The organism is Eggerthella sp., from assembly GCF_048329335.1.
Classification (GTDB): domain Bacteria; phylum Actinomycetota; class Coriobacteriia; order Coriobacteriales; family Eggerthellaceae; genus Eggerthella; species Eggerthella lenta.
The window spans coordinates 1-22,513 of record NZ_DBFEGU010000203.1; the positions used below are offsets into that span (position 1 = coordinate 1).

A 22,513-nucleotide genomic window follows, 5' to 3' on the forward strand; every position below is an offset into this window, starting at 1 on the left:
GAACGACAGGAACGGACTCTATGCGCAAACGACAACCCGATACCGAGGCGCAGCGGCTCGTGCAGACGTACGCCGACCTCATCCTGCGACTTGGCTACACGTATCTCAAATCCACGCACGACGCCGAAGACGTCTGCCAGAACGTGCTGATCAAGCTGCTGCAGACCGATCGCGCCTTCGAGAGCGCCGAGCACGAGCGCGCCTGGATCGTGCGCGCGACGGCGAACGCCTGCAAGGACGTGTTGCGCAGCGCGCGACGCCGCACGTCGGTGGCGCTCGACGCCGTCGCGGAGGCGGCCGCGCCCGAGGTTCCCGACAGCGCCGTACTCGAAGCGGTGATGGAGCTGTCGCAGCCGTTTCGGGAGGCCCTGTACCTGCACTACTACGAGGGCTACACCGCGCGCGAGATCGCGGACATGACAGGCGGCACCGAAGATGCCGTTGCAGCCCGGTTGAGCCGCGGCCGCAAGAAGCTGCGCGCCCTGTTGGAAGGAGCGGACGATGATCGATGAATACAAGGAAGCCCTCGACGAGCTGCGGTTCTCGCCCGAGGCCAAGCGACGCATGGTGCAGCGCATCGAAGTTGCCGTCGTCGTAGAGCCCCTTCCCCGTCCGACACGGCGCTCGCGCGCCCTTGTGATAGCCGCAGCCGCAGCCGTGCTGGCCCTGGCAGTAGGCTGCACGGCGTATCTTGCAGGAGCGTTCGTGAGCTTGGAAGACTTCGCCGAAGATCTGTTTGGGGGCGCACCGTCGCAGACGGAGGTGATCGACAAGATCGGCCGCCCAATCGGCGCAAGTGCCGTTTCGAACGGTGTTGCGATCACAGCAGATGCGGTGATCGGCGACAACGAACACTGCGTTGCGGTGTTCAGTATCGCTCGAACCGACGGCATGCCGATCGAGGGCGTCGATACGATTTTGGACAAGTCGTTTACGACGGTCTTCACTGGTGCACAGCTGTTCAGAGTGGGAAACACCAAAGTAGGCCCGGAATACTGCTTCTACGACGCCGATCCTTCCGACAACTCCGTGCAATGCATCGTGAAGATGACTTCGTTCATAGGAGGCGACTCGTTCATAGGCAAGATCATGCACGTCGAACTAGGAGATTTGGCGACGGGAGAAATGACGGCAGACGGCAAAACCACTCTCCCGTCCCTCCAGACGGTCATCGAAGGATCTTGGGACATGAGCTTCCCGCTCAACTACGAGGACGCATCGATTGAACTGAGCGCCGGGCAACGGACGAAGCTCGACGGCATTGACGTCGCAATCGACTCCGTAGTCCTCTCCCCCATCGCCATCGTGGTCGAATACACAGCAGACGAGCCACTCATGACGAAAGATGAAGAAACGGGAAAGCGCAGAGGCTCCGCAGGCATCGACGTTCCCATAACGGTGAATCTGCGAAACGGCTCGTCTATCGACGTACCGTCTGTCGGCGCCATGAACGATGGAGGAGCCACCAAACGCCGCGCGGACCTTATGTTCGACAAGATCCTCGACCTCGACCAGGTGAAGTCCGTCACGGTCGGAGGCGTGGAAATCCCGATGCCGTGAAAAACGCGAAGCGGCCGGGAACGTTCGATCCCGGCCGCTTCGTCCCGAAAGAGGACTGCCGCCCCGCTTTCGGCTCGTGCGCACAACGTCGCTAGGCGCGCTTGCCGGTCAGCAGGTTGATGACGGCGATGAGAATGATCGAACCTATCAACGCCACCAGGAACGACCAGAGGTTGAACCCGGTGAATCCCGCGGCGCCGAAGAAGCTCATGACGAAACCGCCGATCAGCGCACCGACGATGCCCGTCACGATGTTCTTGACGAGGCTGCCGTCCGTCTTCATGATCATGTTCGCGATCCAACCGGCCAAGCCGCCGATGATGATCCATACGATGATGCTCATAGCAGTTCCTTTCCTCGAAGCTCATAGGTGATGCTGACGAGGATAGACGAGCGTTGCGCTTAGAACAGCCTGACCAGAAAGCCGTATGCAGCCTGTAGTCGGTTGGATGCCGCCCCGTGAGCGGCGTCACGCCGACGGACATCATCATCGCTCCGAAAACACGCCTCAGCGCACGAGGCGTGTTTTCGGAGCGATGATGGCTTCCAGGCAAGGGCAAGGTCGCGGCCACGAGGGCTGCGCCGACGGAAGCATGCATTCTCGACGCAAAAAAGGCTGGAGATCGATCTCCAGCCTTTTCGTTCATCCGATGCTCAGGCGAGCTACTTGATCGGCGGGGTGCCCTCGGCGTTGCCGAAGATGGCGTCGATCTGCACGAACGCGTCCATGGGCAGCGCAGCGGTGCCGACGGCGCGGAACGCAGGGGTGCCGGTGAAGTAGCGGGCGCACACGTCCTCGACGGCAGCGAGGTCGTCGATGTTCTTCAGGTAGACGTTCACCTTGACGGCGTCTTCCATCACGTGGCCGACGTTCTCGATGATGGCCTTGATGTTCTTGCATGCCTGCTCGGCCTGCTCGGCAACGCCGCCAGCGACGAGCTTGCCCGACGCGGCGTCGACGCCCAGCTGCGCCGAGATGTTGTTGTAGTGCGAGAACGCGACGCTCTGCGAGGACAGCGGGCTCACCGGAGCAGCGTCCGTGTCGTTGGCCTCGATGATCAGGCCGTGACGGGCCTCCACTTCCTGCGGCGGGGTGCCGTCGCCGTGCGACACGACGGCCTCGATCTGCACGAGCGCGTGCATCGGCAGCTCGGCAACCTCGACCACGGTGCGGGCCGGCATGTAGGCCACGGCGCGGGCGATGCCCGAATCGGGGAAGAAGCGCGTGTACACTTCGTTCACGGCATCGATGTCGGAGAGGTTCTTCAGGAAGACGGTGACCTTCACGATGTCATCGAACGGGACGTCGATGCTCGTGAGGACAGCCTTGATGTTCTTGAGGCACTGAGCGGCCTGCTCGGCGACGCCGCCGACCACGATCTGGTTCGACACGGGGTCGATGGGGAGCTGAGCCGAGATGTTGTTGTAGTGCGAGAACGCCACGGTCTGCGTGGACAGGGCGTCGTAAGGAGCGTTGTGCGTGTTGTTCACGTACTTGACGAGGTCGCCGGCCTGGGGCTCGTTCGGGATGGTGCCCTCACCGTTGGTGATGAGCGCCTCCACCTGCACGAGCGCGTCCATGGGCAGCGCCGCAACAGCCATAACCGTGCGGGCAGGAAGATACGTGGTGAAGAAGGCGCGGTACACCTCGTCGACCACGTCCATGTCGCGGATGTCGCGCACGAAGACGGTGATCCTCGCGACGTCGTTCAGCGAGTGGTCGATGCTCTCGACGATGGCCTCGAGGTTCTCGAAGCACTGCTCGGCCTGCTCGAAGATGCCGCCCTCGACGATGGCGCCGGTCTCCGGGTCGATGGGGAGCTGAGCCGAGATGTTGTTGTAGTGCGAGAACGCCACGGTCTGCGCAAAACGGTCGTTCTGAGGGGCCTCGTCCGTGTTACGAGCCAATACTACGTTATCAGCCATTGATCGTATCCTCCTTTTGGGGGCTTCGCTGTACGCTCCTTAAGGAGCGCTCCGTATTCGGAGGGCTGTAGTATAACGTTTTGTGCAGATGCACAAAACGTTTACGCGAAGATTTCCAACCAACGGTAACGCACGCATCAGACCGCTCGCCGCCAATTTTGGAACCCCCTGCGCGCACCATGCAGAAAACAGAATCGTAAGGTGCGTTTCATGCAGGATTATCGCGCCTACCGTTCACCGATTGCTATCCGGCCTTCTCAGCGTTCGTCACACGATGACCACAAGTCGCCACGCATCCCATCGGAAGCGTGAACGCTTCCGATGGGATGAGCTCACGCCGCTGAGCATAAAAAAGCAGGCCACCGGTTTCTCCGATGACCTGCTCTAAGTTGCTGGTCGGGTTGACAGGATTTGAACCTGCGACCCCTTGACCCCCAGTCAAGTGCGCTACCAAACTGCGCCACAACCCGTTGTGCTTGCCCGGTTGCTCTTGCGAGCTTCCCAAACAGCGTTGACTATCTTAACGGTAACCTGCCGGCTTTGCAAGAAGAAATTTACATCTTCTTCAAGCCCGGGGAAAGCCGAAGGCGTTCAGCCCCGTCCATCGCACTTCGCTACGCCAGGAACTGCATGGCCTTGTTGAGAATCTCGTCGGCGAGGCGAGTCTTGGACATGCGGGGAAGCTCCTCGACGTCCTGATCGTCCACGAACCATACCACGTTGTCGTCGGCACCGAACGCGCGGCCGCCTCCCACTTCGTTAGCGACCACCAGATCGGCGTGCTTGGATACGAGCTTCTTCTCGGCGTTCGCCACCACGTCGTTCGTCTCGGCGGCGAAGCCCACCACCACCTGCTGCTCCTTGCGCTCGCCCAGCGTGGCCAGGATGTCCGGGTTCGCGACGAGGTCGATGGTGCCCAGCTCGGCGTCGGCGATGCCCTTCTTCAGCTTATGCCCGGCCGCCTCGCGCGGACGCATGTCCGCCACCGCCGCCGCGAAGATGGCGATGTCGGCGTCTTCGAAAGCGTCCTCGGCCGCCGCGAACATGTCGCGCGCCGTCTTCACGTGCACCATATGCACGCCTTGCGGGGCGGGCAGCGACACGGGTCCCGAAATAAGCGTCACGTCGGCTCCGCGAAGAGCCGCAGCGCGGGCGAGAGCGTAGCCGGTCTTGCCAGAGGAGTGGTTCGAGATGTAGCGAACCGGGTCGATGGGCTCAACCGTGGGGCCCGCGGTGATCATGACACTGCGCCCGGCCAGGTCGCGCTTCACGCCCAGCTCGTCCAGCGTTGCCGACACGATGTCGTCCACCTCGGCCAACCGGCCCTTGCCGATGTCGCCGCACGCCAGGTAGCCGTCGCCTGCGTCGATGAAGCGCGCGCCGCGGATATGCAGCTTGCCTATGTTGTAGCGCGTGGCGCCGTTCTCGTACATGTTCACGTTCATGGCCGGCGCGATGACGAGCGGCGCGGTGGTGGCCAGCGCCGTGGTGGTCAAGAGATCGTCGGCGATGCCGTTCGCGATCTTCGCGATGACGTTCGCGGTGCACGGCGCGATGAGGAACACGTCGGCCTCCTGCGCGAGCGACACGTGGTGGATGGGGTCGGACGGGTCGTCGAACAGGCCCACGGCCACCGTCTCGTGCGTAAGCGCACGGAACGTCGTGGGTCCCACGAACTCGGTGGCATGCTCGGTCATGACCACCTTCACGCGCACGCCCGCCTTCTGCAGGCCCCGCACGATCTCGCACGATTTGTAGGCGGCGATGCACCCCGTCACGCCCAAAAGCACGGTCTTCTGCGCGGGGTTTGCCGCGCCTTCGTTCACGTTAGTCACGAGAGCCCTCCTCTATATGCGGGCGCAGCACGTCGGAAAGCACTCGAAGGTGCGCGCGGCTGCGGTCGAGGCAGGGCACGTACGTGAAGCTTTCCTCACCGGGCGTGCGACCCGCCTGCTTGATCTGGTCGAAATAAAACGGCTTGAGCTCGTGGTCGATGTCGTAGAGCGTCTCCAAACAATCGACGGCGAAGTTCGGGCAGATGAAGAACACGCGTCCCACCCCGGTTTCCGCCCAGCGCGTCAGCACGTCGCGCGTGTACGGGGAGAGCCATTCGCGGCCCTTGTCGAAACGGCACTGGTAGCCGATGGTCCAGCGGTTGCGGTCGATGCCCAGCTCGCTGGCCACCTGCAAGCTGGTGGCGCCCGTCTGCAGCTCGTAGGTGTCCCCCGCCTCGATGTCCACGAGCGGGATGGAATGGTACGAGAACAGCACTTTATCGTCAGAGTCCACCTTGAAACCGGCATGCTCGATGGACGCAGCGATGGCGCGGATGTAGGTGGGGTCGTCGTGGTAGTTGTCGACGAAGTCGCACGGCACGTCCCAACGCGCCTTCTTGAGCGCGCGCTCCACGCTGTCGGACACCGAGCCGGTGGTCGAGTAGGCGCTTTGCGGGTACAGCGGAAGCACGATGAGACGCGTGCAGCCCGCGCCCTTGAGCTCGCGCACGCAATCGAGCACCGACGGGTCGCTGTAGCTCATGGCGCAGCGCACCGCAACGTCCAGCCCCTCGTCCTCGAACGCGGCCCCCAGGCCGGCCTCCAGCTTCTGATGGGCGATGGTGAACGGCGATCCTTCGTCGGTCCAGATCTTCTGGTATTTCTCGGCAGACGCGCGTCCCCGCTTCGGGAGGATGAACAGATGGAGGACGAACCACCATCCTGCCCGGTTCATCGGCGCGATGCGCTTGTCCATCAAGAACTTGGCGAGATATTTCCGCACGGCGCGGGGCTTGGGCACGGCAGGCGTGCCGGTGTTCACTAGGAGCACCCCCGAGCGCTTCCCCTCTGGCACGATGTTCATCACCTTCCTGCGGAGTAGACATGACGAAACGGTTGAATTCCGCCCTGGAAAATCTGTTATAGTTTAGCCCATTGACTATCGACAGGGCAGGTGAATGGAGAAAGAACCGAAAAAATCGGCTGTGGAATCGACGTCGCGACAGGCCGAAACGTCCGATCGGGAACCCGAAGCCGGCTCCTCCCCCTGCGAAAGCCCCGAACCGCATCCGGGCATCCTCCGCGAGATCGGCAAAGAGGCGCGCGAGCAGGTCCGTCCGAACCAGGGATACCTCAAGATCGACTACTTCACGCTGTTCTGGCTGTTCGTCGCAGGCAGCGTGTTCGGCCTCGTAGTGGAGACGGTGTTCCACGCCATCGTGTACGGCGGCTACGAAAGCCGCGCCGGCCTCGTGTGGGGCCCGTTCTCGCCCATATACGGCGTGGGTGCGGTGGTGCTCACGGTGTCGCTCAACCGCTTCTACCACTCGCACAACCTCATCATCTTCCTCATAGCCATGCTGCTGGGCTCGGTGATGGAGTACGCGACGAGCTGGCTCATGGAGGTGCTGTGGGGCGCCATCGCCTGGGACTATACCGGCACGTTCGGCAGCATCAACGGCCGCACGAACTTCGCGTTCGGCGTGATGTGGGGGCTTCTGGGCCTCGTGTGGGTGCGCACGATCCTGCCGTTCATCAAGCGGGTGTTCTCGCACGTGGATGCCAGGAGCATGCTCGCACGCCTGGTCACCGCGGCGCTCAGCCTGTTTATGGCGCTGAACATCGCCGTCACCCTGCTCGCGCTCGACCGCGAGGGGCAGCGCGCCGCGGGCGTGCCCGCCACCACGTGGGAACAGCGGTTCTTCGACGAGCACTTCCCCGACAGCTACCTGCAATCCCGCATGCAGAACATGAGCGTGTACGGGAAGGGATAGGCTACAGCCGCGGCCTCGGGGCGCCTTCCAGCAACGCTCGCACTTCCTCCCCCGCCGTCGTGCGGCCCGTGCTGCGGGAGGCGAGGTCGTCGAGCGCTTCCTGCAGGTCGGAGGGCAGGTTGTCCGCGAAGCGCAGGCCCTCCCCCGTGACGGGATGCTGGAACGACAGCTGGAACGAGTGCAGGAACTGGCGGTCGAGGCCGAGGTCGGCCGCAGGCGCGCTCGGCGCGCCCGACGTGTACGCCGGGTCGCCCACAAGAGGGTGCTTCGCGTACTCCAGATGCACGCGTATCTGATGGGTGCGCCCTGTGAACAGCTTGCAGTCGATGAGCGTGTAGCCGTCGTCGCGCCCCCCGTGCTCGAAGCGCTCGAGCACCCGAAACGTCGTGATGGCCTCGCGAGCCGACGGCGTGTCGCGGACGGCCATGCGCGTGCGCTCCTTCTCGGCGCGCGCGATGGGAGCGTCGATCATACCGGTGTCGTGGGCGATCACGCCGTGCACGAGCGCCAGGTAACGTCGGTCGACCGCGCGATCGCGGATGTCCGACATGAGGGCATAGCCCGTCTCGTCGTTCTTCGCCGCCAGCATGAGGCCGCTCGTGTCGCGGTCGAGGCGGTGCACGATGCCCAGACGGTCGTCCTCGCCCTGCACGTTGCACAGGTTCTCGGCGCCGCAGTGGTAGATGAGGGCGTTCACCAGCGTGCCGTCGTCATGGTCGACCGACGGATGGCACACGAGCCCCACCTGCTTCGACAGCACGATGAGGTCTTCGTCCTCGAAGCGTATGTCCAGATCGATGGGTTGGCCGCGCAAAGGGCCGGGCTCTACCGGCTCCTCAACCTGGTACACGATCGTGTCGCCCGGCGCCACGGGATGCTTCTTCGCAACCTCCGCGCCGTTCACGAACACGAGGCCGTCGTCCACCGCGCGCGCAGCCGCGCTACGGCTGGGATACAGACCGCGCGCGGCCAAAAGCGCATCGAGGCGCTGACCCGCGTCGTCGGGTGCTGCGACGTAGCTCAACATGCGGCTCATCGCGCGTCGGTTCCTTCGCCTTCGCCGTCGGACGCGGCAAGCTCTGCGGATAGGCGATCCTCGTGGCGCCAGCTGACGATAACGCCGACAAGGAATAGCACGAATCCGCATGTCACGCCAATATCAGCCACGTTGAACACGGGGAAGTCGATGAACACCGGCTCGATGAAGTCCACGACGTAGCCTAACGCGAAGCGATCGAACGCGTTGCCGAGGCCGCCCGCCACCACGAGCGCCGCGCCCACCACCTGCACGATGTTGGGACGATACGCTAGGAAGAACAGATACACCGTGAGCAGCACGCATACGATCAGCGACATAACGCCCAGAAGGAACGTGGAGTCGCCGAACATGCCCCAAGCCGCACCCGTGTTGTGAACGAGGTGGAACCGCACGAGGCCGAGCAACGGGCCCGTGATCACCTCCCCCATGGAATACGAGCCGTTGAAGTAGTTCTTCGTGAGGGTGTCGAGAGCGAGCCATGCAAGCACGACGATGCCGAACACAAGCGTGTGACGCGAGCGATCGGCCTTCAATTGCCGGGCTTCTTCCTCCGAAAAGGCGGCTTCCTTCGAATCGCCTCGCTCGTCCGAAAGGGTCGGAACGCTTTCGGACGAGGCCGCATCGATTCCATCGACCCGCTCCGGTCGTTCGGGACGACGCGAGGAGGGCTGCTTGTCGGGCGATTCCGTATCCAAGAACCTATTCCCCTTCCGCGAAGCCGATGGCGTCGAGCGCATCGCCGCAGCGCTCGCAGACGGATCCGTGGTTCGCGTTGCCGCCGAGCGCACGGTGGTTCCAGCAGCGCGGGCATTTCTCGGCCTCGGTCTTCGAAACCGTCGCCGCCAGCTCCTCGCCTTCGGCGAACGACACGGACGCCACGATGAACAGCTCCTCGAACACCGCCGCGTCATAGCGCTCCACCGCGTCGAGCACGGCGCGGGGCGCGGTCACGACGACGGCCGCCTCCTGGCTCTTGTTCACGACCTTCTGGCCGCGCGCGTCCTCGAGCGCCTTGGTCACGACTTCGCGCACGCCCATGATCACGCCGAAGTCCTCGGACACGCGCTCCCCGTCCGCGGGGATGGCGGGCGCGAAGTCGGACGCCTTGGGCCAACCGGCCAGCTGCACGTTCGTCGGGCGGCCTGCGCGCTCGCGCATGGCCTGGGGGTAGTGCTCCCACACCTCGTCGGTGGTGAACGAGAGCACCGGCGCCAGCACGCGCACGAGCACCTCGAGGATGTTCATCAGTACCGTCTGCACGGCGCGGCGGCGCGGCGAGTCAGGCGCCTCGGAGTACAGGCGGTCCTTCGTCGCGTCCATGTACACGGCCGACAGGTCGTTCACAATGTAGTCGTACACGGCGCGGTACACATAGTGGAACTTGTACGCGTCGTAGGCGGCGCTCACGTCGTCCAGCAGGTGCTTCGTGCGCACCATGGCCCACTGGTCGAGGGGCTCGAGCGCGTTCCAATCGGACACGGCGTCCTTCTGATCGTCGAAGTCGTCCAGGCTGCCCAGCAAGAAGCGGAACGTGTTGCGGATGCGGCGGTACGCCTCGGAGGTGCGTTGGAGGATCTCGTCGGAGATGCTCACGTCCTGCGAGTAATCGACGCTGGCCACCCACAGGCGCAGCACGTCGGCGCCGCTCTTCGCCATGACCTCGGCCGGATCCACGCCGTTGCCCAGCGATTTCGACATCTTGCGGCCTTCGCCGTCCACGGTGAAGCCGCAGTGCATGACGGCCTTGTACGGCGGCACGCCGTACGCGCCCATGCTAGTGAGCAGCGACGACTGGAACCAGCCGCGGTGCTGGTCGGAGCCTTCCAGGTACATGTCGGCCGGGAAGCGCAGACCCTCGGCCTCGCGATGCTTCAACACGCTGGTGTGCGACACGCCGCTCTCCCACCACACGTCGAGGATGTCCCTCTCGGGGGTCAGCTCGGTGCAGCCGCACGTCTCGCATTTCACGCCGCGCGGCAGGTACTCGGACGGCTCGCGCGTGAACCACGCGTCGGCGCCCTCGCGGTAGAACAGGTCGATCACCGCGTCGAATGTCTGCTCGTTCGCCACGGTGGAGCCGCACTTCGCGCATTTGAACACGGGGATGGGCACGCCCCACGAACGCTGGCGCGAGATGCACCAGTCGGGACGGTCGGCCACCATGGATCCGATACGGTTCGAAGCCCACGCGGGAATCCACTCGACGTCGTTCTCGATGGCCTTGAGCGCGTTCTCGCGCAGGCTGTTCTTGTCCATGGACACGAACCACTGGTCGGTGGCGCGGAAGATGACCGGCTCGTGGCAGCGCCAGCAGTGCGGGTAGCTGTGCAGGATCTCCTTTTGGGCCACCAGCGTGCCGCGTTCGCGCAGCCATTCGATGATGACCGGGTTCGCCTCGTCAACGTCGAGGCCCGCGAAAGGGCCCGCCTCGTCGGTGAGAACGCCGTTGTCGTCCACCGGCATGAGCAGCGGCACGTCGAACTCCAGCGCCACGAGGTAGTCGTCCTGACCATGGCCGGGAGCCGTGTGCACCGCGCCCGTGCCGGAGTCCAGCGTGACGTGGTCGCCGTAGATGATGGTGCCCTTGAGGTCCTGGCGGACGGGGCACGTGTAGGTGAGGCCGGTGAATTCGCGGCCCTTGAGCGCGACGGGCTCGCCGTCCTCGCCGCGCACGAGGTCGTAGGATTCCCAGCCCGCGATCTCGGCCACCTGTTCCACCAGCTCGCGCGCCATGATCATGTTGGAGCCGTCCGCCTGGACCATCACGTAGTCGGCGTCGGGCGCCAGCGACACGGCCGTGTTCGCCGGAAGCGTCCAGGGCGTGGTGGTCCAGATGAGCACGTAGGCGTCGCCCGCAGCGCCTGCAGTCTCGAACATGCCGGGCATGATATCCATCTTGAACTTCACGAAGATGGACGGCGACGTCTCGTCGGAGTACTCGATCTCGGCCTCGGCAAGCGCCGTGTGGCAGCGCTTGCACCAGTGGATGGGTTTGCGGCCGCGGTACACCGAGCCGTCGAGGTACATCTGCTTGAACACCTCGACGTTGCCCGCCTCGTAGTTCGGCGTGAACGTGAGGTACGGATGCTCCCAATCGGCGTTCACGCCGAGGCGCTTGAAGCCCTCGCGCTGCACGTCGACGTATTTCTCGGCCCATTCGCGGCAGAGGCGGCGCAGCGTGGGCTGGTCGATCTTGGCCATTTTGTCGGGGCCGAGGGTCTTCTCCACCATATGCTCGATGGGCTGGCCGTGGCAGTCCCAGCCGGGCACGTAGGGCGTGAAGAACCCGCGCTGCGCATGGGACTTGTTCACGAAGTCCTTGAGGATCTTGTTGAAGGCATGGCCGATATGGATGGGGCCGTTGGCGTACGGAGGGCCGTCGTGCAGGATGAAGGGCTTGCCGTCCTTGTTCTTCTCGAGAACCTGCTCGTAGATATGCTCTTCTTCCCACTTGGCCAGACGCTTCGGCTCGCTCTCGGGCAGGTTAGCCCGCATCGCGAAGTCGGTCTTCGGCAGGTTCATCGTTTCTTTGTACGTGTTCGCCACGGGTGCCGTACCTTTCCTCAAAGCATGTGCGCTTCTGTCGCCATAAACCGCTATAGTATAGTGGAACGAACGCCGTTTCCGGCGAGCCTGCCCGCACTTTTCAAAATTGCGACACAGGAGCGCGACGCTAAACGGTATACTTTTAACGATCGCATATTCACAGCGGGAAGCTCGGGTTTTTCCGACCGCTGCAGTTTCAAGGAAGGACGCGTCGTATGCCGATGAACTTCGAGATCGTCACCGATTCCAGCTGCAACCTCGTCGAGGACATGATCGACGAATTCGGTCTGCATATCCTGCCCCTCACCTTCATGGTGGACGGCGAGCAGTATCAAAGCTATCTCAAGGGGCAGCACACCGACCTCAAGCAGTTCTACACGATGATGCGCGACGGCAAGGTGATCACCACGTCGCTGCCGAACCTGGCCGACTCCGAGGCGCTCATGCGCGGGCTGCTGGAACAGGGACGCGACGTGCTGTACCTGGGCTTCTCCAGCGGGCTGTCGGGTACCTACGAGGCCGTCGAGCTCCTGGTGAAGCAGCTGGCCGCGGAGTTCCCCGAGCGGAAGCTGCGCTCCGTGGACACGCTGGCCGCCTCGGGCGGCGAAGGCCTGCTCGTGTGGCACGCCGTGCAGCGCGCCCGAGGCGGCGCCTCCATCGACGAGGTGCGCGACTGGGTAGAGCAGCACAAGTTGAACCTGGCGCACTGGTTCACCGTGGACGACCTCATGTTCCTGTTCCGCGGCGGGCGCGTGTCGAAGACCGCGGCGTGGGCGGGCACCATGCTCAACATCAAGCCGGTCATGCACGTGGACGACGAGGGGCGCCTCATCCCCCTGGAGAAGGTGCGCGGACGCAAGAAGTCGTTGCACGCCCTGGTGGACCACATGGAGAAGACGGCCATCGCCCCCATCGACCAGCAGATGGTGTTCATCACGCACGGCGACTGCCTCGAGGACGCCGAGTACGTGGCCCAAGAGGTGAAGGAGCGCTTCGGCGTGAAGGAGGTCGTCATCAACTACGTCGACCCCGTCATCGGCGCCCATTCGGGACCTGGCACCATGGCGCTGTTCTTCCTGGCCGACAAGCGATAGCCTGGCGTCCATTGTCGATTTTTCAACCTGTTGGGGGTCGGGGCAGACATGCCGTGCTCAAACAGTCCTGAGCTCGCTCGAAGCGTCCACAGGACGCTTCGGTTCGTGCGGAACTGCGCGCGGCATGCCCGCCCCGACCTCCTCAGGCCGGCTTTCTCGAAGGGTTCGCGGCTGCATATCGCTTGCGTCCGGCTTCGCTTTGAGAATGCCTACTTGTAGTCGGCCGGGTTCTTGCTGGCGGAGCCGGTGGTGTTGCCCTCGCCTCGCAGCTCGCGGCCGAAGCGGACCGCGGATTCGCCGAACTTGTCCTTGACGAGGTCGGTTGCCTCGATGAGTCCGCGCCGCTTCGCCTCGTCTTTGATGACGGGGTCCACATCGTCGTCGCTGGGAGCAGCCTCGGCGATGTCGAACAGGCTGTCCTGCACGCTTTCGCCTCCGCCGAACCCGGTCATCGCCACGCCGATGAGGCGCACGGGCATGCCGGGGCGCCACAGCTCGTCGGCCATGCGGTACAGAAGCGGCGTGTAGGAAAGCTCGTCGTCGCTGGGCGCCGGCAGCTGACGCTGCACCGAGCGCACGCTGCGGTCGTCGTAGCGCATGCGCAGGCCCAGGGTGTGGCCGCGCAGCCCCTTGCGTCGCAGGCGGCGCCCCACCTTCGCGGCGATGGTGGCGATGGCGCCCTCGACGTCTTCGCGCGTGGTGAGGTCCACCGCGAACGTCATCTCGTTCGACACCGATTTCACCGTGTCGTCCTGCTCCACGGGCGCGTCGTCGCCCCCGTTCGCCCGCACGTGCATGACGCGGCCGTTCTTGCCGAACGCGCGCAGCAGCATTCCTTCGTCCGCATCGGCCAGCTGGCCGAGGGTGCGTATGCCGCGGGAGTGCAGCTTCTCCTCGGCTGCGGCTCCGATGCCGCTCATCGTGCGCACGGGCAGGGGCGCGAGGAAATCCCGCTCGCCTCCGGGGTACACCACGGTCAGCCCGCGCGGCTTGTCCATGTCCGAGGCTATCTTCGCGACGGTCTTCGACGTGCCCACCCCGATGGAGCACGTGACGCCCAGCTCCTCGACGCGCTGCTGGATACGCTGCGCGACGCGCACGGGATGCTCTCGGTTCACCGACGTGGGAGACACGTCCATGAACGCCTCGTCGATGCTGACCTGCTGCACGTGCGGCGTTTCGGCGCGCAGTATGTCCATGATGGCGTTCGACATCTCGCGATAGCGGTCGAAGCGGCCGTGCGTCCAGATGGCGTGAGGGCACAGGCGCTTCGCCGTGGAAGAGGGCATGGCGCTTCGCACGCCGTACGGGCGCGCCTCGTAGGACGCCGTGGACACCACGCCGTGCTTGTCGGCGTCGCCGCCCACGATGACGGGCTTGCCGCGCCAGGCGGGATGGTCCAGCTGCTCGACCGAAGCGAAGAACGCGTCGAGGTCCACGAGCAAGATGGCCGCGCCCTCCCACGGCTCGAGCGGCATGGCGTAGCCGCCGCCGCTGGCGGGCCGTTCGGGATCGGTCTGTGGGGAATAGGATCGCATTGCGCGAATAAGTCTACCATGCCCTGTCCGGGCGTAATGAACTTGTGCTAGGATATTCATTCCTTGCCTCGAGCCACGAGGCAACATGCGGGGAGGGAGAGACATGACGATGACGCAGCGAGACACCGACGCGCTTCCCAGCGTACGAGCCTGCGTGACCGCGCTGCCCGAGCAGCTGCTGTCTCCTCCCTACGAGATGCGCTCGGAGATGAACTGGATCGACTTCTCGGGCACGGCGAACCCCTTGGGCACGCCCCCTTCTTTCATCCGCGCTATGGAGGCCGCGCTCGCCGCCGGCGAGCTGAACTACCCGCCCGACCGCGAGGCTCACGCCCTGCGCAGCGTGCTGGCCCGCAAGTTCGGATTGTCCGTGGAATCGTTTCTCGTGGGCTCCACCGTGGGCGACATGGTGCGCGCCGTAGCCCAGACCTACCAGCCCTGCACCGTGGGTGTGGCCGTTCCCGGCCCTGTGGAGTACGCGCTGGCCGCAGGAAATGCCGGGCATCGCGTGGTTGAGATCGCCAGCCCCGCCGGCTTCACCGTGCCCGATCCGGCCGCGGCCGAGCGCCACGGCATCGTGTTCGACGCCGCCGTGCTGGCGAACCCGGGCTACCCCACCAGCCGCCTGCTGCCGAAGCCGACGCTGCTTGCCTACCTCGACGCCTGCACCTGGGTGGTGGTTGACGAGCGGTCCATCGAGCTCACACTGGGCGGCGAGAGCATGGTATCCCTCGTGAACGAGCACCGCAACCTCGTGGTGGTGCGCTCGCTGTGCGAGCCGTTCGCCATGCCGGGCATCCCCATCAGCTACTGCATCGCGCATCCCGACACCATCGCGCAGATCACGCGCTTTTACGACAGCTCGTGCGTGCCGATGTTCGCCGAGGTGATCGGCGAGCTGGCGCTCACGGAGACCGAGCACCTCGAGCGCACGCGCGAGTTCTTGGACTCCGAGATCCCCTGGCTGCAGTGCATGCTCAACCTCATCCCCGGCATCGACATCTTCCCCGCCGAGGCGAACTACGTCATGTGCACGTTCGACGCCGGCCCCGACCTGGCGCTAGGGGTGGCGAACACCGACGAGCTGGCCCAGCGCCTGCAATTGGCCGGGTTCCTCGTGCGCAAGCTGGAAGGAACTCCCGCGCTCGAGGACAGCCGCTACTTCTGCGTTGCCGTGCGCACGCGCGAGGACAACGAGAAGCTGGTGGCGGCCCTGCGCGAGATCGTCGTGGGGTGTTAGGGCGCAGCTCGCCTTGACACACACCGCCTGCGCTCAGGATGACAGTCGGGGCCTACTTCACCTCGTAGCCCGCCTCTACGATCGCGGCGGCCAGCACGTCTTCCGGCACGTCGTGCGCAAGCTTCGCGGTGGCGGTGCCGGCATCGAGATCGACGACGGCCTCTTCCACGCCTTCCACGCTTTCCAGCGCCCTCTTCACGTGGGCGACGCAGTGCTGGCACATCATGCCTTCGACGTTCAGGGTCTTCTCCATGGTACTCTCCTTTTCGTTGGGGTTGTCGGACTCGGTGCTGTCGATGGGCGCGGACGCGGGGGCGTCCGACGGTGCCGCAGGGAGGTCGGGCTTCCAGCCGCGCAGACGCAGGGCGTTCGTTACCACGCACACCGAGCTCAGGCTCATGGCGGCCGCAGCGATCATGGGGTTGAGGTTCAGGCCCATGAACGACAGCGCGCCGGCGGCCACAGGAATGCACACGGCGTTGTACACGAGCGCCCAGAACAGGTTCTGCTTGATGTTGCGCAGCGTCGCGCGCGAAAGCTGGATGGAGGCGGGCACGTCTAAAAGGTCGTTTCGCATGAGCACGATGTCGGCGCTCTCGATGGCCACGTCGGTGCCGGCTCCGATGGCGATGCCGACGTCGGCGCGCGCGAGCGCGGGGGCGTCGTTGATGCCGTCGCCCACCATGGCCACGCGTCCTTGCTCAGCCAAGCGGCGGATCTCGCGCTCCTTGCCGTCCGGCAGCACGCCGGCGATGACCTCGTCGGCGCCCACCTCGCGCTGGATGGCGGCGGCCGTGCGCTCGTTGTCGCCGGTCAGCATCACCGTGCGGATGCCCATGCCCTTCAGCACGACCAAGGCGGCGGCGCTCGAGGGCTTCACCGTGTCGGCCACGGCGACGATGCCCAGAAGCTCGCCGTCCTGGGCGAAGAACAAGGGCGTCTTGCCCTCGTCGGCCAGCCGCCCGGCGGCCTCGGCGAACGTGCCCGTCTCGATGCCGCGGGCCTCCATCATACGCAGGTTGCCGGCGAGCGAGGGGTGGTCGTCCACGAGCGCGGCGACGCCTTCGCCGGGAATCTGCCTGAAGTCCTCCACCAGAAGCGGGTACACCTTTCGCTCGCGGGCGTAGGCGCACACGGCACGCGCGAGCGGGTGCTCGGAGCGGCCTTCGACAGACACCGCCAGCTCCAGCAGCCGCTCCTTGCCCACGCCCGGCGCGGCCAGCACGTCGGTGACGCTCGGCGCGCCCTCGGTCACCGTGCCGGTCTTGTCCAGCACCACGGTGCGCACGTCGTGGGCGGTTTCCAGCGCCTCGGCCGACTTGACGAGGATGCCGTTGGTCGCCCCGCGCCCCGTGCCCACCATGATGGCCGTGGGCGTGGCCAGGCCGAGCGCGCACGGGCACGAGATGACCAGCACGCTGATGGCGTGCGACAGCGCGACCTCCAGCGTCGCGCCACCGAGCATCCACACGGCGAACGTGACCACGGCGATGACGATTACCACGGGCACGAACACGCCCGATATCTTGTCGGCGATCTTCTCGATGGGAGCCTTCGTGGAGGTGGCCTCGTCCACGAGCCGGATGATGCCGGCCAGCGCAGTGTCGTCGCCCACGCGGTCGGCGCGCATAGTGAACCATCCGGTGCTGTTCAGGGTGGCGCCGGTCACGCGGTCGCCCGGGCGCTTGTCCACCGGCACGCTCTCGCCGGTGATCACCGACTCGTCCAGCGTGCCCGAGCCTTCCAGCAGCGTGCCGTCCACGGGCACGCCCTCGCCCGCGCGCACCGCCAGCACGTCGCCGACGCGCACGGCCTCCACGGGCACGCGCTCCTCGACGCCGTCCGCAAGGCGCACGGCCTCCTTCGGCGCGAGGTCCACGAGCTTGGCGATGGCGCCGGTGGTCTTGCCCTTCGCGCGCGCCTCGAAGTACTTGCCCAGCGTGATGAGCGTGAGGATCATGGCCGCCGACTCGAAGTACAGGTCCATGGCCGCCATATGCGAGGCGTGCAGGTCGCCCGCGCCCAGCGCGATGCCGATCTTGTAGATGGCGTATATGCCGTACGCCGAGGCCGCCGTCGAGCCCAACGCGATGAGCGAGTCCATGTTCGGCGCGCCGTGGACGAGCGTCTTGAAGCCCACGCGGAAGAATTTGAAGTTGACGAACACGACGGGCAAGAGCAGCAGGAACTGCGTGAGCGCGAACGTGAGCACGTTCTCGTCCCCCAGGAAGAACCCGGGCAGCGGCCAGCCGAACATGTGTCCCATCGACAGGTAGAACAAGGGGATCGTGAACACGGCCGACACGATGAGGCGCATGCGAACATGCTTGGCCTCGGCGGCCGCGTCGGCCACGGGGCGCGCCTGGGCCGCACGGCTCCCCGCGCCCTGCCGGCCGCCGCTCGCGCCTGCCGGGACGCGCGCGGCGGCGCCGTAGCCCGCCTTGTCGACCGCGGCCTCGACGGCGACCGTCACGGCCGACGGTTCCGCGCCGTCGTCGAAGGCGACGTCCATGCTGTTCTTCAGCAGGTTCACGGCAACGTCGGCCACGCCGGGCACGGCCCGCGTCGCCTTCTCCACGCGCGCGGAGCACGCCGCGCACGTCATGCCGGTGACATCGAACGTTTGCTTCACTTCTTACTCCTTCGCAGCCGCCCTCCCCTTCGCGCGAACGGATGTTTCACGTGAAACATCCGCGACAAACGGACGAACGGCCTTGTCTTTCAGCGCTGGTTAGCGCGATAACTTCTTCAACAGGTTCGGGACCTCGTCGATGATCGGCACGTGGCCGCGTTCGATCTGTTCGACCACGCACGTTTCCAGGTGGTTGCGCAGCACCACGGCGGAAATGCTGTGAACCGCGCTTTCCGCGGCCGCCAGCTGCGTGAGCACGTCGGCGCAGTAGCGGTTGTCGTCGATCATCGTCTTCACGCCGCCCAGCTGCCCGATCACGCGGTTCAAGCGACGATGAAGGTCGGCCTGCAGCTCTTCCGAGCGCGGCGTCTCCTTACGGTGGCAGCAGCACGTCGACGCGGGGCGCGACGAGATGGCGGCGTTTTCAGCTTGCGCGTGATTCTCGGTCATGATGATTCCTTCCTTCTATACCCCATGAGGGTATCCAAGCGCGAGTATATACCCCTTAAGGGTATTGTCAACCCCTTCGTCTGCGAGCGCTTGAACGGCGGGAGCGACGGCACGCGTTACGGCGGGCCGCGCCGCCGACGTCGCGGAGGCGGCTCGCCCGCGCTGCAGCCAATGCGAAAGGTAGCGGCGCAGCCGAGCCGGAACGCGGCCGTCACGCGAAGGACACCGCACGGTAGCCCCGCATCGTCGTGCGAACCGCTACACTGGATGCGAGCGGAAACGCGAGGAAGGAGCCGTGGATGTGCCGCCGTTTCATACCGATCGACTGCGACGAAGTCGCCCGCATCGCTGCGGAGATAGAGCGCGACCTGGCCGCGCACGCGGACGAGCTGGCTTCGCTCGACCCGATCGAGGCCTATGAGGACTTCCTCTTCTTCCCCGAATCCGCGCAGCCGGACCGCGCCGAGCAGCGAGCGAAACGCGAAGAGGCGCCTGTGCAGCTCTCGCTGTTCGACGGCGAATCGGACGAGCCGGCAGAAGCCCGCGGAACCGGCGCGATCGGCCGCGCGAACCGCCCCGAGGCGCTTCCCTCGTCGGTCGTGCCGCTCATCGTGGCCGCGGGCGACGGATGCGGCCTCGCGGTAGCCCATATGGCCTGGGGATACGAGGTTCCTTGGAAGAACGGACCCGTGTTCAACACGCGCATCGAGACGGCTCTGCGCAGCGAGGGCAGCATGTGGGCCGAGTCCTTCGCGCGTCGTCGCTGCCTGGTGCCTGCTCGGGGCTTCTACGAATCGCATGCGACCGAGACGGTGCCGAGCGAGCGCACCGGGCGCCCCGTGAAGCGCCAGTACGCCTTCGCAGCGCCCGACGGCGCGCCGCTCTTGCTGGCGGGCGTGCACGATCGCGGACGATTCTCGCTCGTCACCACCGAACCGAACGCCGCCGTGGCTCCCGTGCACAACCGCATGCCGCTCGCGCTGGAACCGGGCGAGGCCGCCCTATGGCTGCGCGGCGTCTACGAGCCGCTGCTCGACCGCGGTGCCGTGCGGCTGACCGCGCGTCCCGAGCGTTGAGCCGGCGAAAGCTTCGACGCCGCAAGGGCCACGACGCCGGAGCGGCGACGGAGCCGACATCCCTCGGCATCGCGACGCGTAGATGTTTCACGTGAAACATCCGTGCGTGTTTTCCATTCGACGAACGATGTTCGGTGGAACCCTTCGCTCGAAGCCGCCCAGTCCCGAGCATCTCCGTGCAGCCGGTTAGACGTGTAATGGAGAAAACATATCGAATTCGGAAGAAAGCCGCGAGCTTCGCGGGGATGAACGGGCGCAATCCCACGGCTTCCCTTCTGCGATCGGGCACTATGCGGAAAGGCAGCTTGCGCTGCGCCTTCGAACCCCTTGCGAACTTCCGAATCCGATGCTTTTTCGCCACCGACGTTGCTTTCGGACGCGTGCGCCGCCTCGTAGCGCGCTACTTCCCGCGCTCGGAAAGGAACAGCCCTGCTATAGTAAGCAGGACTCCGGCGACGACCGGCGGGGTGAGCGGGTCGCCCAGCACGGCGGCCGAGGCCAGCACGGTGAGCGCCGGCACGAGGTAGATGTACAGGCTCGTCTTCACCGGCCCCAGCTCCTTCACCGCCATGTTCCACGTCACGAAGCACAGCGCGCTCGCGCCCAGCCCCAAGAACACGAGGTTGCCCCACATCTCGGGCGCGGCGAGCGAGCCCCAATCGGGCGAAAAGCCCAGAAGCGGCAGCGCGGGAAGCATGAACGCGAGACCCCAGGCGAACGTGCGGCGCGTGACGAGGATGCTGTCGTAGCCGAACGTCGAGAGCTTCTTCGTCACGATGGAGTACACGGCCCACGTGCCCGCCGCCGCCAAGGCCAGCGCCACGCCGATGAGCCCCGCCTGCCCCAGCCCGCCTTCTGCGACAAGGCCGCCCGACGCGCCGCCCGCGAAGCTGACCAGGCACACGCCCGCCATGGCCACCGCGAAGCCGACGAAGAACGGCGCGCGCAGGCGCTCTTTCAGCACGACAGCCGACGCGACGCCGGTGAACAGCGGCGCCGCGGCCACCACCACGCCCACGATGGAGGCCGTGGTGAACGTGAGCGCGATGTTCTCCAGCAGGTAGTACACCGTCACGCCGGTAGCGCCCGCCAGCATGAACCACCGCTCCTCCTTGAAGCCCCGGACGTGCAGGATGCGCGGGCGCAGGAGCGCGAGCGCGACGAACCCGATGACGAAGCGGAAGAACAGGATCTCGATGGGTGCGAGGTGCACGAGCAGCACCTTCGTGGATACGAACGTGACCGCCCACACCACCACGGTGACCAACGCCAGCGCATGCCCGCGCACGGCGGGGCGGCGCTGATCCGCCGGCGCCCCCTCTATGGCCTCGCTTGTTTGAACCGCCATCTCGCTATCCTTCCCGCACCCGCGTGCGCGCCGCCGTTCGGTAGCTGCCGGGGGTGATGCCGTAGAACGATTTGTACACGCGCCCCATGTGCGCCTGATCGGCGAACCCAGACCGCGCGGCGACCTCGGCCGGATCGACGCCCGCCGCCAGCAGGTCGCGAGCACGGTTCGCGCGCACCGCCTGCAGGTAGCGATGCGGCGTGAGGCCCGTCTCCTCGGAGAACACGCGGATGAGGTGGTAGCGCGACACGCCCGCGCAGCACGCGAGGTCGTCGAGAGTGATGCGCGAGGCGAACCGTTCTTCGAGGTACGCCCGCGCCCGCGCCACGTTCGCCGCGGAGGGGGCCTCGGGCGCCGGGGGCTCGGCCGCCTCGCTCTCGCAATACCGCGCCGTCTGCGCGAGGAGGGCCCAAAGCGCTTCTTCCTCCTCGAGCGGGTCATGCGCGGAATCGGTCCGGGCGAACGCGTACAGCCGGTCCATGCACGCCGAAAGGGCCGCGTCGCGCACCACCACGGACTTGAAGCGGCAAGCGGGGCCGCCGTCGGGCAGGGACGCGGCGCCGATACCGTGCGATTCGGCGAACGCCTGCGCGAACAGGCCGACGGGCACGACCACGCTGCGGTACATGAGCGGCGCGTCGTCCAAAGGCTTGCAGCCGTGCACCTCGCCGGAGCCGAACAGCACGAAGTCCTCGGGCCCCAGATCGTGCACCTCGCCACGGCACGTCATGCGCCGCCGCCCTCCCACCATCTGGCCGATGGTCCAGAAATCGTGGAAATGGAGCGGGAACGGCTGCACGATGCCCTCGAGCGTGACGAACTCCACGCCCGGGCACGGCCCGAACGGCGCGATGCGCCGGTTCTCGGCGCCCATGTCGGGGTCGGCCAGCCGCGCGCCGCGCACGTCGGGGCGCGCGCTCCAAGATTCGATCGTCTCCATCCAAAACCTTTCGTCCAAGCAGGAGACGATACCACGAACCGCACCGAGCCGCTTGTACGAAATTGCGGGCGGAAGCCGTCGGTGGCGAAGGATCCGCGAAGTCGGCCGAACGGCCGACTTCGTCCGCGAGATGCAGAAGAAAAGCCGCTAACCCTTGATGATCTTGATCTTCTGCGACGCGGCACTTGTAGTTTTAAGAAAGGGTTCGTGGAGATACAGACGATATTTGGCCATTCCGCCGTTCACTTCATCCAGAAGCTCGTCGCCCAGCTCTTCCCTGAACATGCCCTCCAAGGCCTCCCGCACCTCGGAAGGAGCAGCCTCGCAGCCGTTTTCCCGAAGGAAAACCTCCAAG

19 protein-coding genes and 1 tRNA gene are annotated in these 22,513 nt (G+C 65.6%); 6 read left to right on the forward strand and 14 right to left on the reverse strand.

What is annotated here, in order from left to right:
* The first annotated feature begins 20 nt into the window (after window positions 1–20).
* Both ACMO6A_RS06645 and ACMO6A_RS06650 read left to right on the forward strand, forming a co-directional pair.
* Window positions 21–512: an RNA polymerase sigma factor gene (locus tag ACMO6A_RS06645; RefSeq protein ID WP_009306974.1), complete on the forward strand. Its 492-nt coding sequence runs from the start codon at window positions 21–23 to the stop codon at window positions 510–512.
* Complete coding sequence (locus ACMO6A_RS06650) at window positions 502–1,560, forward strand: DUF4179 domain-containing protein (protein WP_114516207.1); 1,059 nt, start codon at window positions 502–504, stop codon at window positions 1,558–1,560. Before ACMO6A_RS06645 ends, ACMO6A_RS06650 begins: the two co-directional genes overlap by 11 nt.
* Window positions 1,561–1,651: 91 nt before the next feature.
* Here the strand turns inward: ACMO6A_RS06650 and ACMO6A_RS06655 are convergent, their stop codons facing one another.
* From ACMO6A_RS06655 to hemH, 5 genes are all read right to left on the reverse strand, one after another.
* On the reverse strand, window positions 1,652–1,903 hold the full coding sequence (locus tag ACMO6A_RS06655; RefSeq protein ID WP_009306972.1) for a GlsB/YeaQ/YmgE family stress response membrane protein: 252 nt from the start codon (window positions 1,901–1,903) through the stop codon (window positions 1,652–1,654).
* A gap of 320 nt (window positions 1,904–2,223) precedes the next feature.
* Window positions 2,224–3,486, reverse strand: coding sequence for a RidA family protein (locus ACMO6A_RS06660; protein WP_009306971.1), 1,263 nt, complete (start codon window positions 3,484–3,486; stop codon window positions 2,224–2,226).
* Between the two features lie 393 nt (window positions 3,487–3,879).
* Window positions 3,880–3,956 (reverse strand) — tRNA-Pro (locus ACMO6A_RS06665).
* A 144-nt stretch (window positions 3,957–4,100) separates the two neighbouring features.
* Window positions 4,101–5,321 carry a bifunctional phosphopantothenoylcysteine decarboxylase/phosphopantothenate--cysteine ligase CoaBC gene (gene coaBC / locus ACMO6A_RS06670; protein WP_418470957.1) on the reverse strand — a complete coding sequence of 407 codons (1,221 nt, stop codon included), beginning with the start codon at window positions 5,319–5,321 and terminating at the stop codon, window positions 4,101–4,103.
* Window positions 5,314–6,345 carry a ferrochelatase gene (hemH, locus tag ACMO6A_RS06675; protein WP_114519607.1) on the reverse strand — a complete coding sequence of 344 codons (1,032 nt, stop codon included), beginning with the start codon at window positions 6,343–6,345 and terminating at the stop codon, window positions 5,314–5,316. The genes coaBC and hemH overlap by 8 nt, the downstream gene beginning before the upstream one ends.
* Window positions 6,346–6,466: 121 nt before the next feature.
* Between hemH and ACMO6A_RS06680 the strand changes: the two genes are divergently transcribed.
* Window positions 6,467–7,255: a putative ABC transporter permease gene (locus ACMO6A_RS06680; protein ID WP_227100854.1), complete on the forward strand. Its 789-nt coding sequence runs from the start codon at window positions 6,467–6,469 to the stop codon at window positions 7,253–7,255.
* 1 nt (window position 7,256) lies between these two features.
* On the opposite strand, the gene ACMO6A_RS06685 is transcribed toward ACMO6A_RS06680, so the two are convergent.
* From ACMO6A_RS06685 to ileS, 3 genes are read right to left on the reverse strand one after another with little or no spacing between them, the layout of a single operon-like run.
* Window positions 7,257–8,291 carry an RluA family pseudouridine synthase gene (locus ACMO6A_RS06685; protein ID WP_009306967.1) on the reverse strand — a complete coding sequence of 345 codons (1,035 nt, stop codon included), beginning with the start codon at window positions 8,289–8,291 and terminating at the stop codon, window positions 7,257–7,259.
* On the reverse strand, window positions 8,288–8,989 hold the full coding sequence (gene lspA / locus ACMO6A_RS06690; protein WP_009306966.1) for a signal peptidase II: 702 nt from the start codon (window positions 8,987–8,989) through the stop codon (window positions 8,288–8,290). The genes ACMO6A_RS06685 and lspA overlap by 4 nt, the downstream gene beginning before the upstream one ends.
* A 4-nt stretch (window positions 8,990–8,993) precedes the next feature.
* The gene (gene ileS / locus ACMO6A_RS06695; RefSeq protein WP_418470960.1) at window positions 8,994–11,840 is read right to left on the reverse strand and encodes an isoleucine--tRNA ligase; all 2,847 of its coding nucleotides are present in this window, start codon (window positions 11,838–11,840) and stop codon (window positions 8,994–8,996) included.
* 215 nt (window positions 11,841–12,055) lie between these two features.
* On the opposite strand from ileS, the gene ACMO6A_RS06700 reads away from it, so the two are divergent.
* Entirely contained in the window at window positions 12,056–12,934 is an 879-nt protein-coding gene (locus ACMO6A_RS06700) for a DegV family protein (protein WP_009306964.1), read from the forward strand.
* A gap of 209 nt (window positions 12,935–13,143) precedes the next feature.
* Here the strand turns inward: ACMO6A_RS06700 and dinB are convergent, their stop codons facing one another.
* Entirely contained in the window at window positions 13,144–14,472 is a 1,329-nt protein-coding gene (gene dinB, locus ACMO6A_RS06705) for a DNA polymerase IV (protein ID WP_198161593.1), read from the reverse strand.
* Between the two features lie 103 nt (window positions 14,473–14,575).
* Here dinB and ACMO6A_RS06710 point away from each other — a divergent pair, with 103 nt between their 5' ends.
* Entirely contained in the window at window positions 14,576–15,712 is a 1,137-nt protein-coding gene (locus ACMO6A_RS06710; RefSeq protein WP_114519610.1) for a pyridoxal phosphate-dependent aminotransferase, read from the forward strand.
* A gap of 52 nt (window positions 15,713–15,764) precedes the next feature.
* On the opposite strand, the gene ACMO6A_RS06715 is transcribed toward ACMO6A_RS06710, so the two are convergent.
* Both ACMO6A_RS06715 and ACMO6A_RS06720 read right to left on the reverse strand, forming a co-directional pair.
* Complete coding sequence (locus tag ACMO6A_RS06715; RefSeq protein ID WP_114519611.1) at window positions 15,765–18,344, reverse strand: heavy metal translocating P-type ATPase; 2,580 nt, start codon at window positions 18,342–18,344, stop codon at window positions 15,765–15,767.
* A 99-nt stretch (window positions 18,345–18,443) separates the two neighbouring features.
* Window positions 18,444–18,794 (reverse strand): metal-sensing transcriptional repressor, encoded by a 351-nt coding sequence (locus ACMO6A_RS06720; protein WP_418470964.1) that lies wholly within the window; start codon window positions 18,792–18,794, stop codon window positions 18,444–18,446.
* Window positions 18,795–19,093: 299 nt separating this feature from the next.
* On the opposite strand from ACMO6A_RS06720, the gene ACMO6A_RS06725 reads away from it, so the two are divergent.
* Entirely contained in the window at window positions 19,094–19,870 is a 777-nt protein-coding gene (locus ACMO6A_RS06725; protein WP_009306959.1) for an SOS response-associated peptidase, read from the forward strand.
* Window positions 19,871–20,270: 400 nt separating this feature from the next.
* Here ACMO6A_RS06725 and ACMO6A_RS06730 read toward each other — a convergent pair whose 3' ends face one another.
* The 3 genes from ACMO6A_RS06730 to ACMO6A_RS06740 all read right to left on the reverse strand — a co-directional run.
* Window positions 20,271–21,218 (reverse strand): DMT family transporter, encoded by a 948-nt coding sequence (locus ACMO6A_RS06730; RefSeq protein WP_009306958.1) that lies wholly within the window; start codon window positions 21,216–21,218, stop codon window positions 20,271–20,273.
* A gap of 4 nt (window positions 21,219–21,222) precedes the next feature.
* Entirely contained in the window at window positions 21,223–22,158 is a 936-nt protein-coding gene (locus tag ACMO6A_RS06735; protein WP_418470967.1) for a helix-turn-helix domain-containing protein, read from the reverse strand.
* A 147-nt stretch (window positions 22,159–22,305) separates the two neighbouring features.
* On the reverse strand, window positions 22,306–22,513 hold a 208-nt coding region (locus tag ACMO6A_RS06740; protein WP_418470969.1), incomplete at its 5' end, for a hypothetical protein.

Excerpts from the sequence above, each read along its gene's own strand:
- ACMO6A_RS06645 (WP_009306974.1), top strand. The coding sequence starts at position 21 with ATGCGCAAACGACAACCCGATACCGAGGCGCAGCGGCTCGTGCAGACG.
- ACMO6A_RS06650 (WP_114516207.1), top strand. The coding sequence starts at position 502 with ATGATCGATGAATACAAGGAAGCCCTCGACGAGCTGCGGTTCTCGCCC.
- ACMO6A_RS06655 (WP_009306972.1), bottom strand. The coding sequence starts at position 1,903 with ATGAGCATCATCGTATGGATCATCATCGGCGGCTTGGCCGGTTGGATC.
- ACMO6A_RS06660 (WP_009306971.1), bottom strand. The coding sequence starts at position 3,486 with ATGGCTGATAACGTAGTATTGGCTCGTAACACGGACGAGGCCCCTCAG.
- hemH (WP_114519607.1), bottom strand. The coding sequence starts at position 6,345 with ATGAACATCGTGCCAGAGGGGAAGCGCTCGGGGGTGCTCCTAGTGAAC.
- ACMO6A_RS06685 (WP_009306967.1), bottom strand. The coding sequence starts at position 8,291 with ATGAGCCGCATGTTGAGCTACGTCGCAGCACCCGACGACGCGGGTCAG.
- ACMO6A_RS06700 (WP_009306964.1), top strand. The coding sequence starts at position 12,056 with ATGCCGATGAACTTCGAGATCGTCACCGATTCCAGCTGCAACCTCGTC.
- dinB (WP_198161593.1), bottom strand. The coding sequence starts at position 14,472 with ATGCGATCCTATTCCCCACAGACCGATCCCGAACGGCCCGCCAGCGGC.
- ACMO6A_RS06710 (WP_114519610.1), top strand. The coding sequence starts at position 14,576 with ATGACGATGACGCAGCGAGACACCGACGCGCTTCCCAGCGTACGAGCC.
- ACMO6A_RS06720 (WP_418470964.1), bottom strand. The coding sequence starts at position 18,794 with ATGACCGAGAATCACGCGCAAGCTGAAAACGCCGCCATCTCGTCGCGC.
- ACMO6A_RS06725 (WP_009306959.1), top strand. The coding sequence starts at position 19,094 with ATGTGCCGCCGTTTCATACCGATCGACTGCGACGAAGTCGCCCGCATC.
- ACMO6A_RS06730 (WP_009306958.1), bottom strand. The coding sequence starts at position 21,218 with ATGGCGGTTCAAACAAGCGAGGCCATAGAGGGGGCGCCGGCGGATCAG.
- ACMO6A_RS06735 (WP_418470967.1), bottom strand. The coding sequence starts at position 22,158 with ATGGAGACGATCGAATCTTGGAGCGCGCGCCCCGACGTGCGCGGCGCG.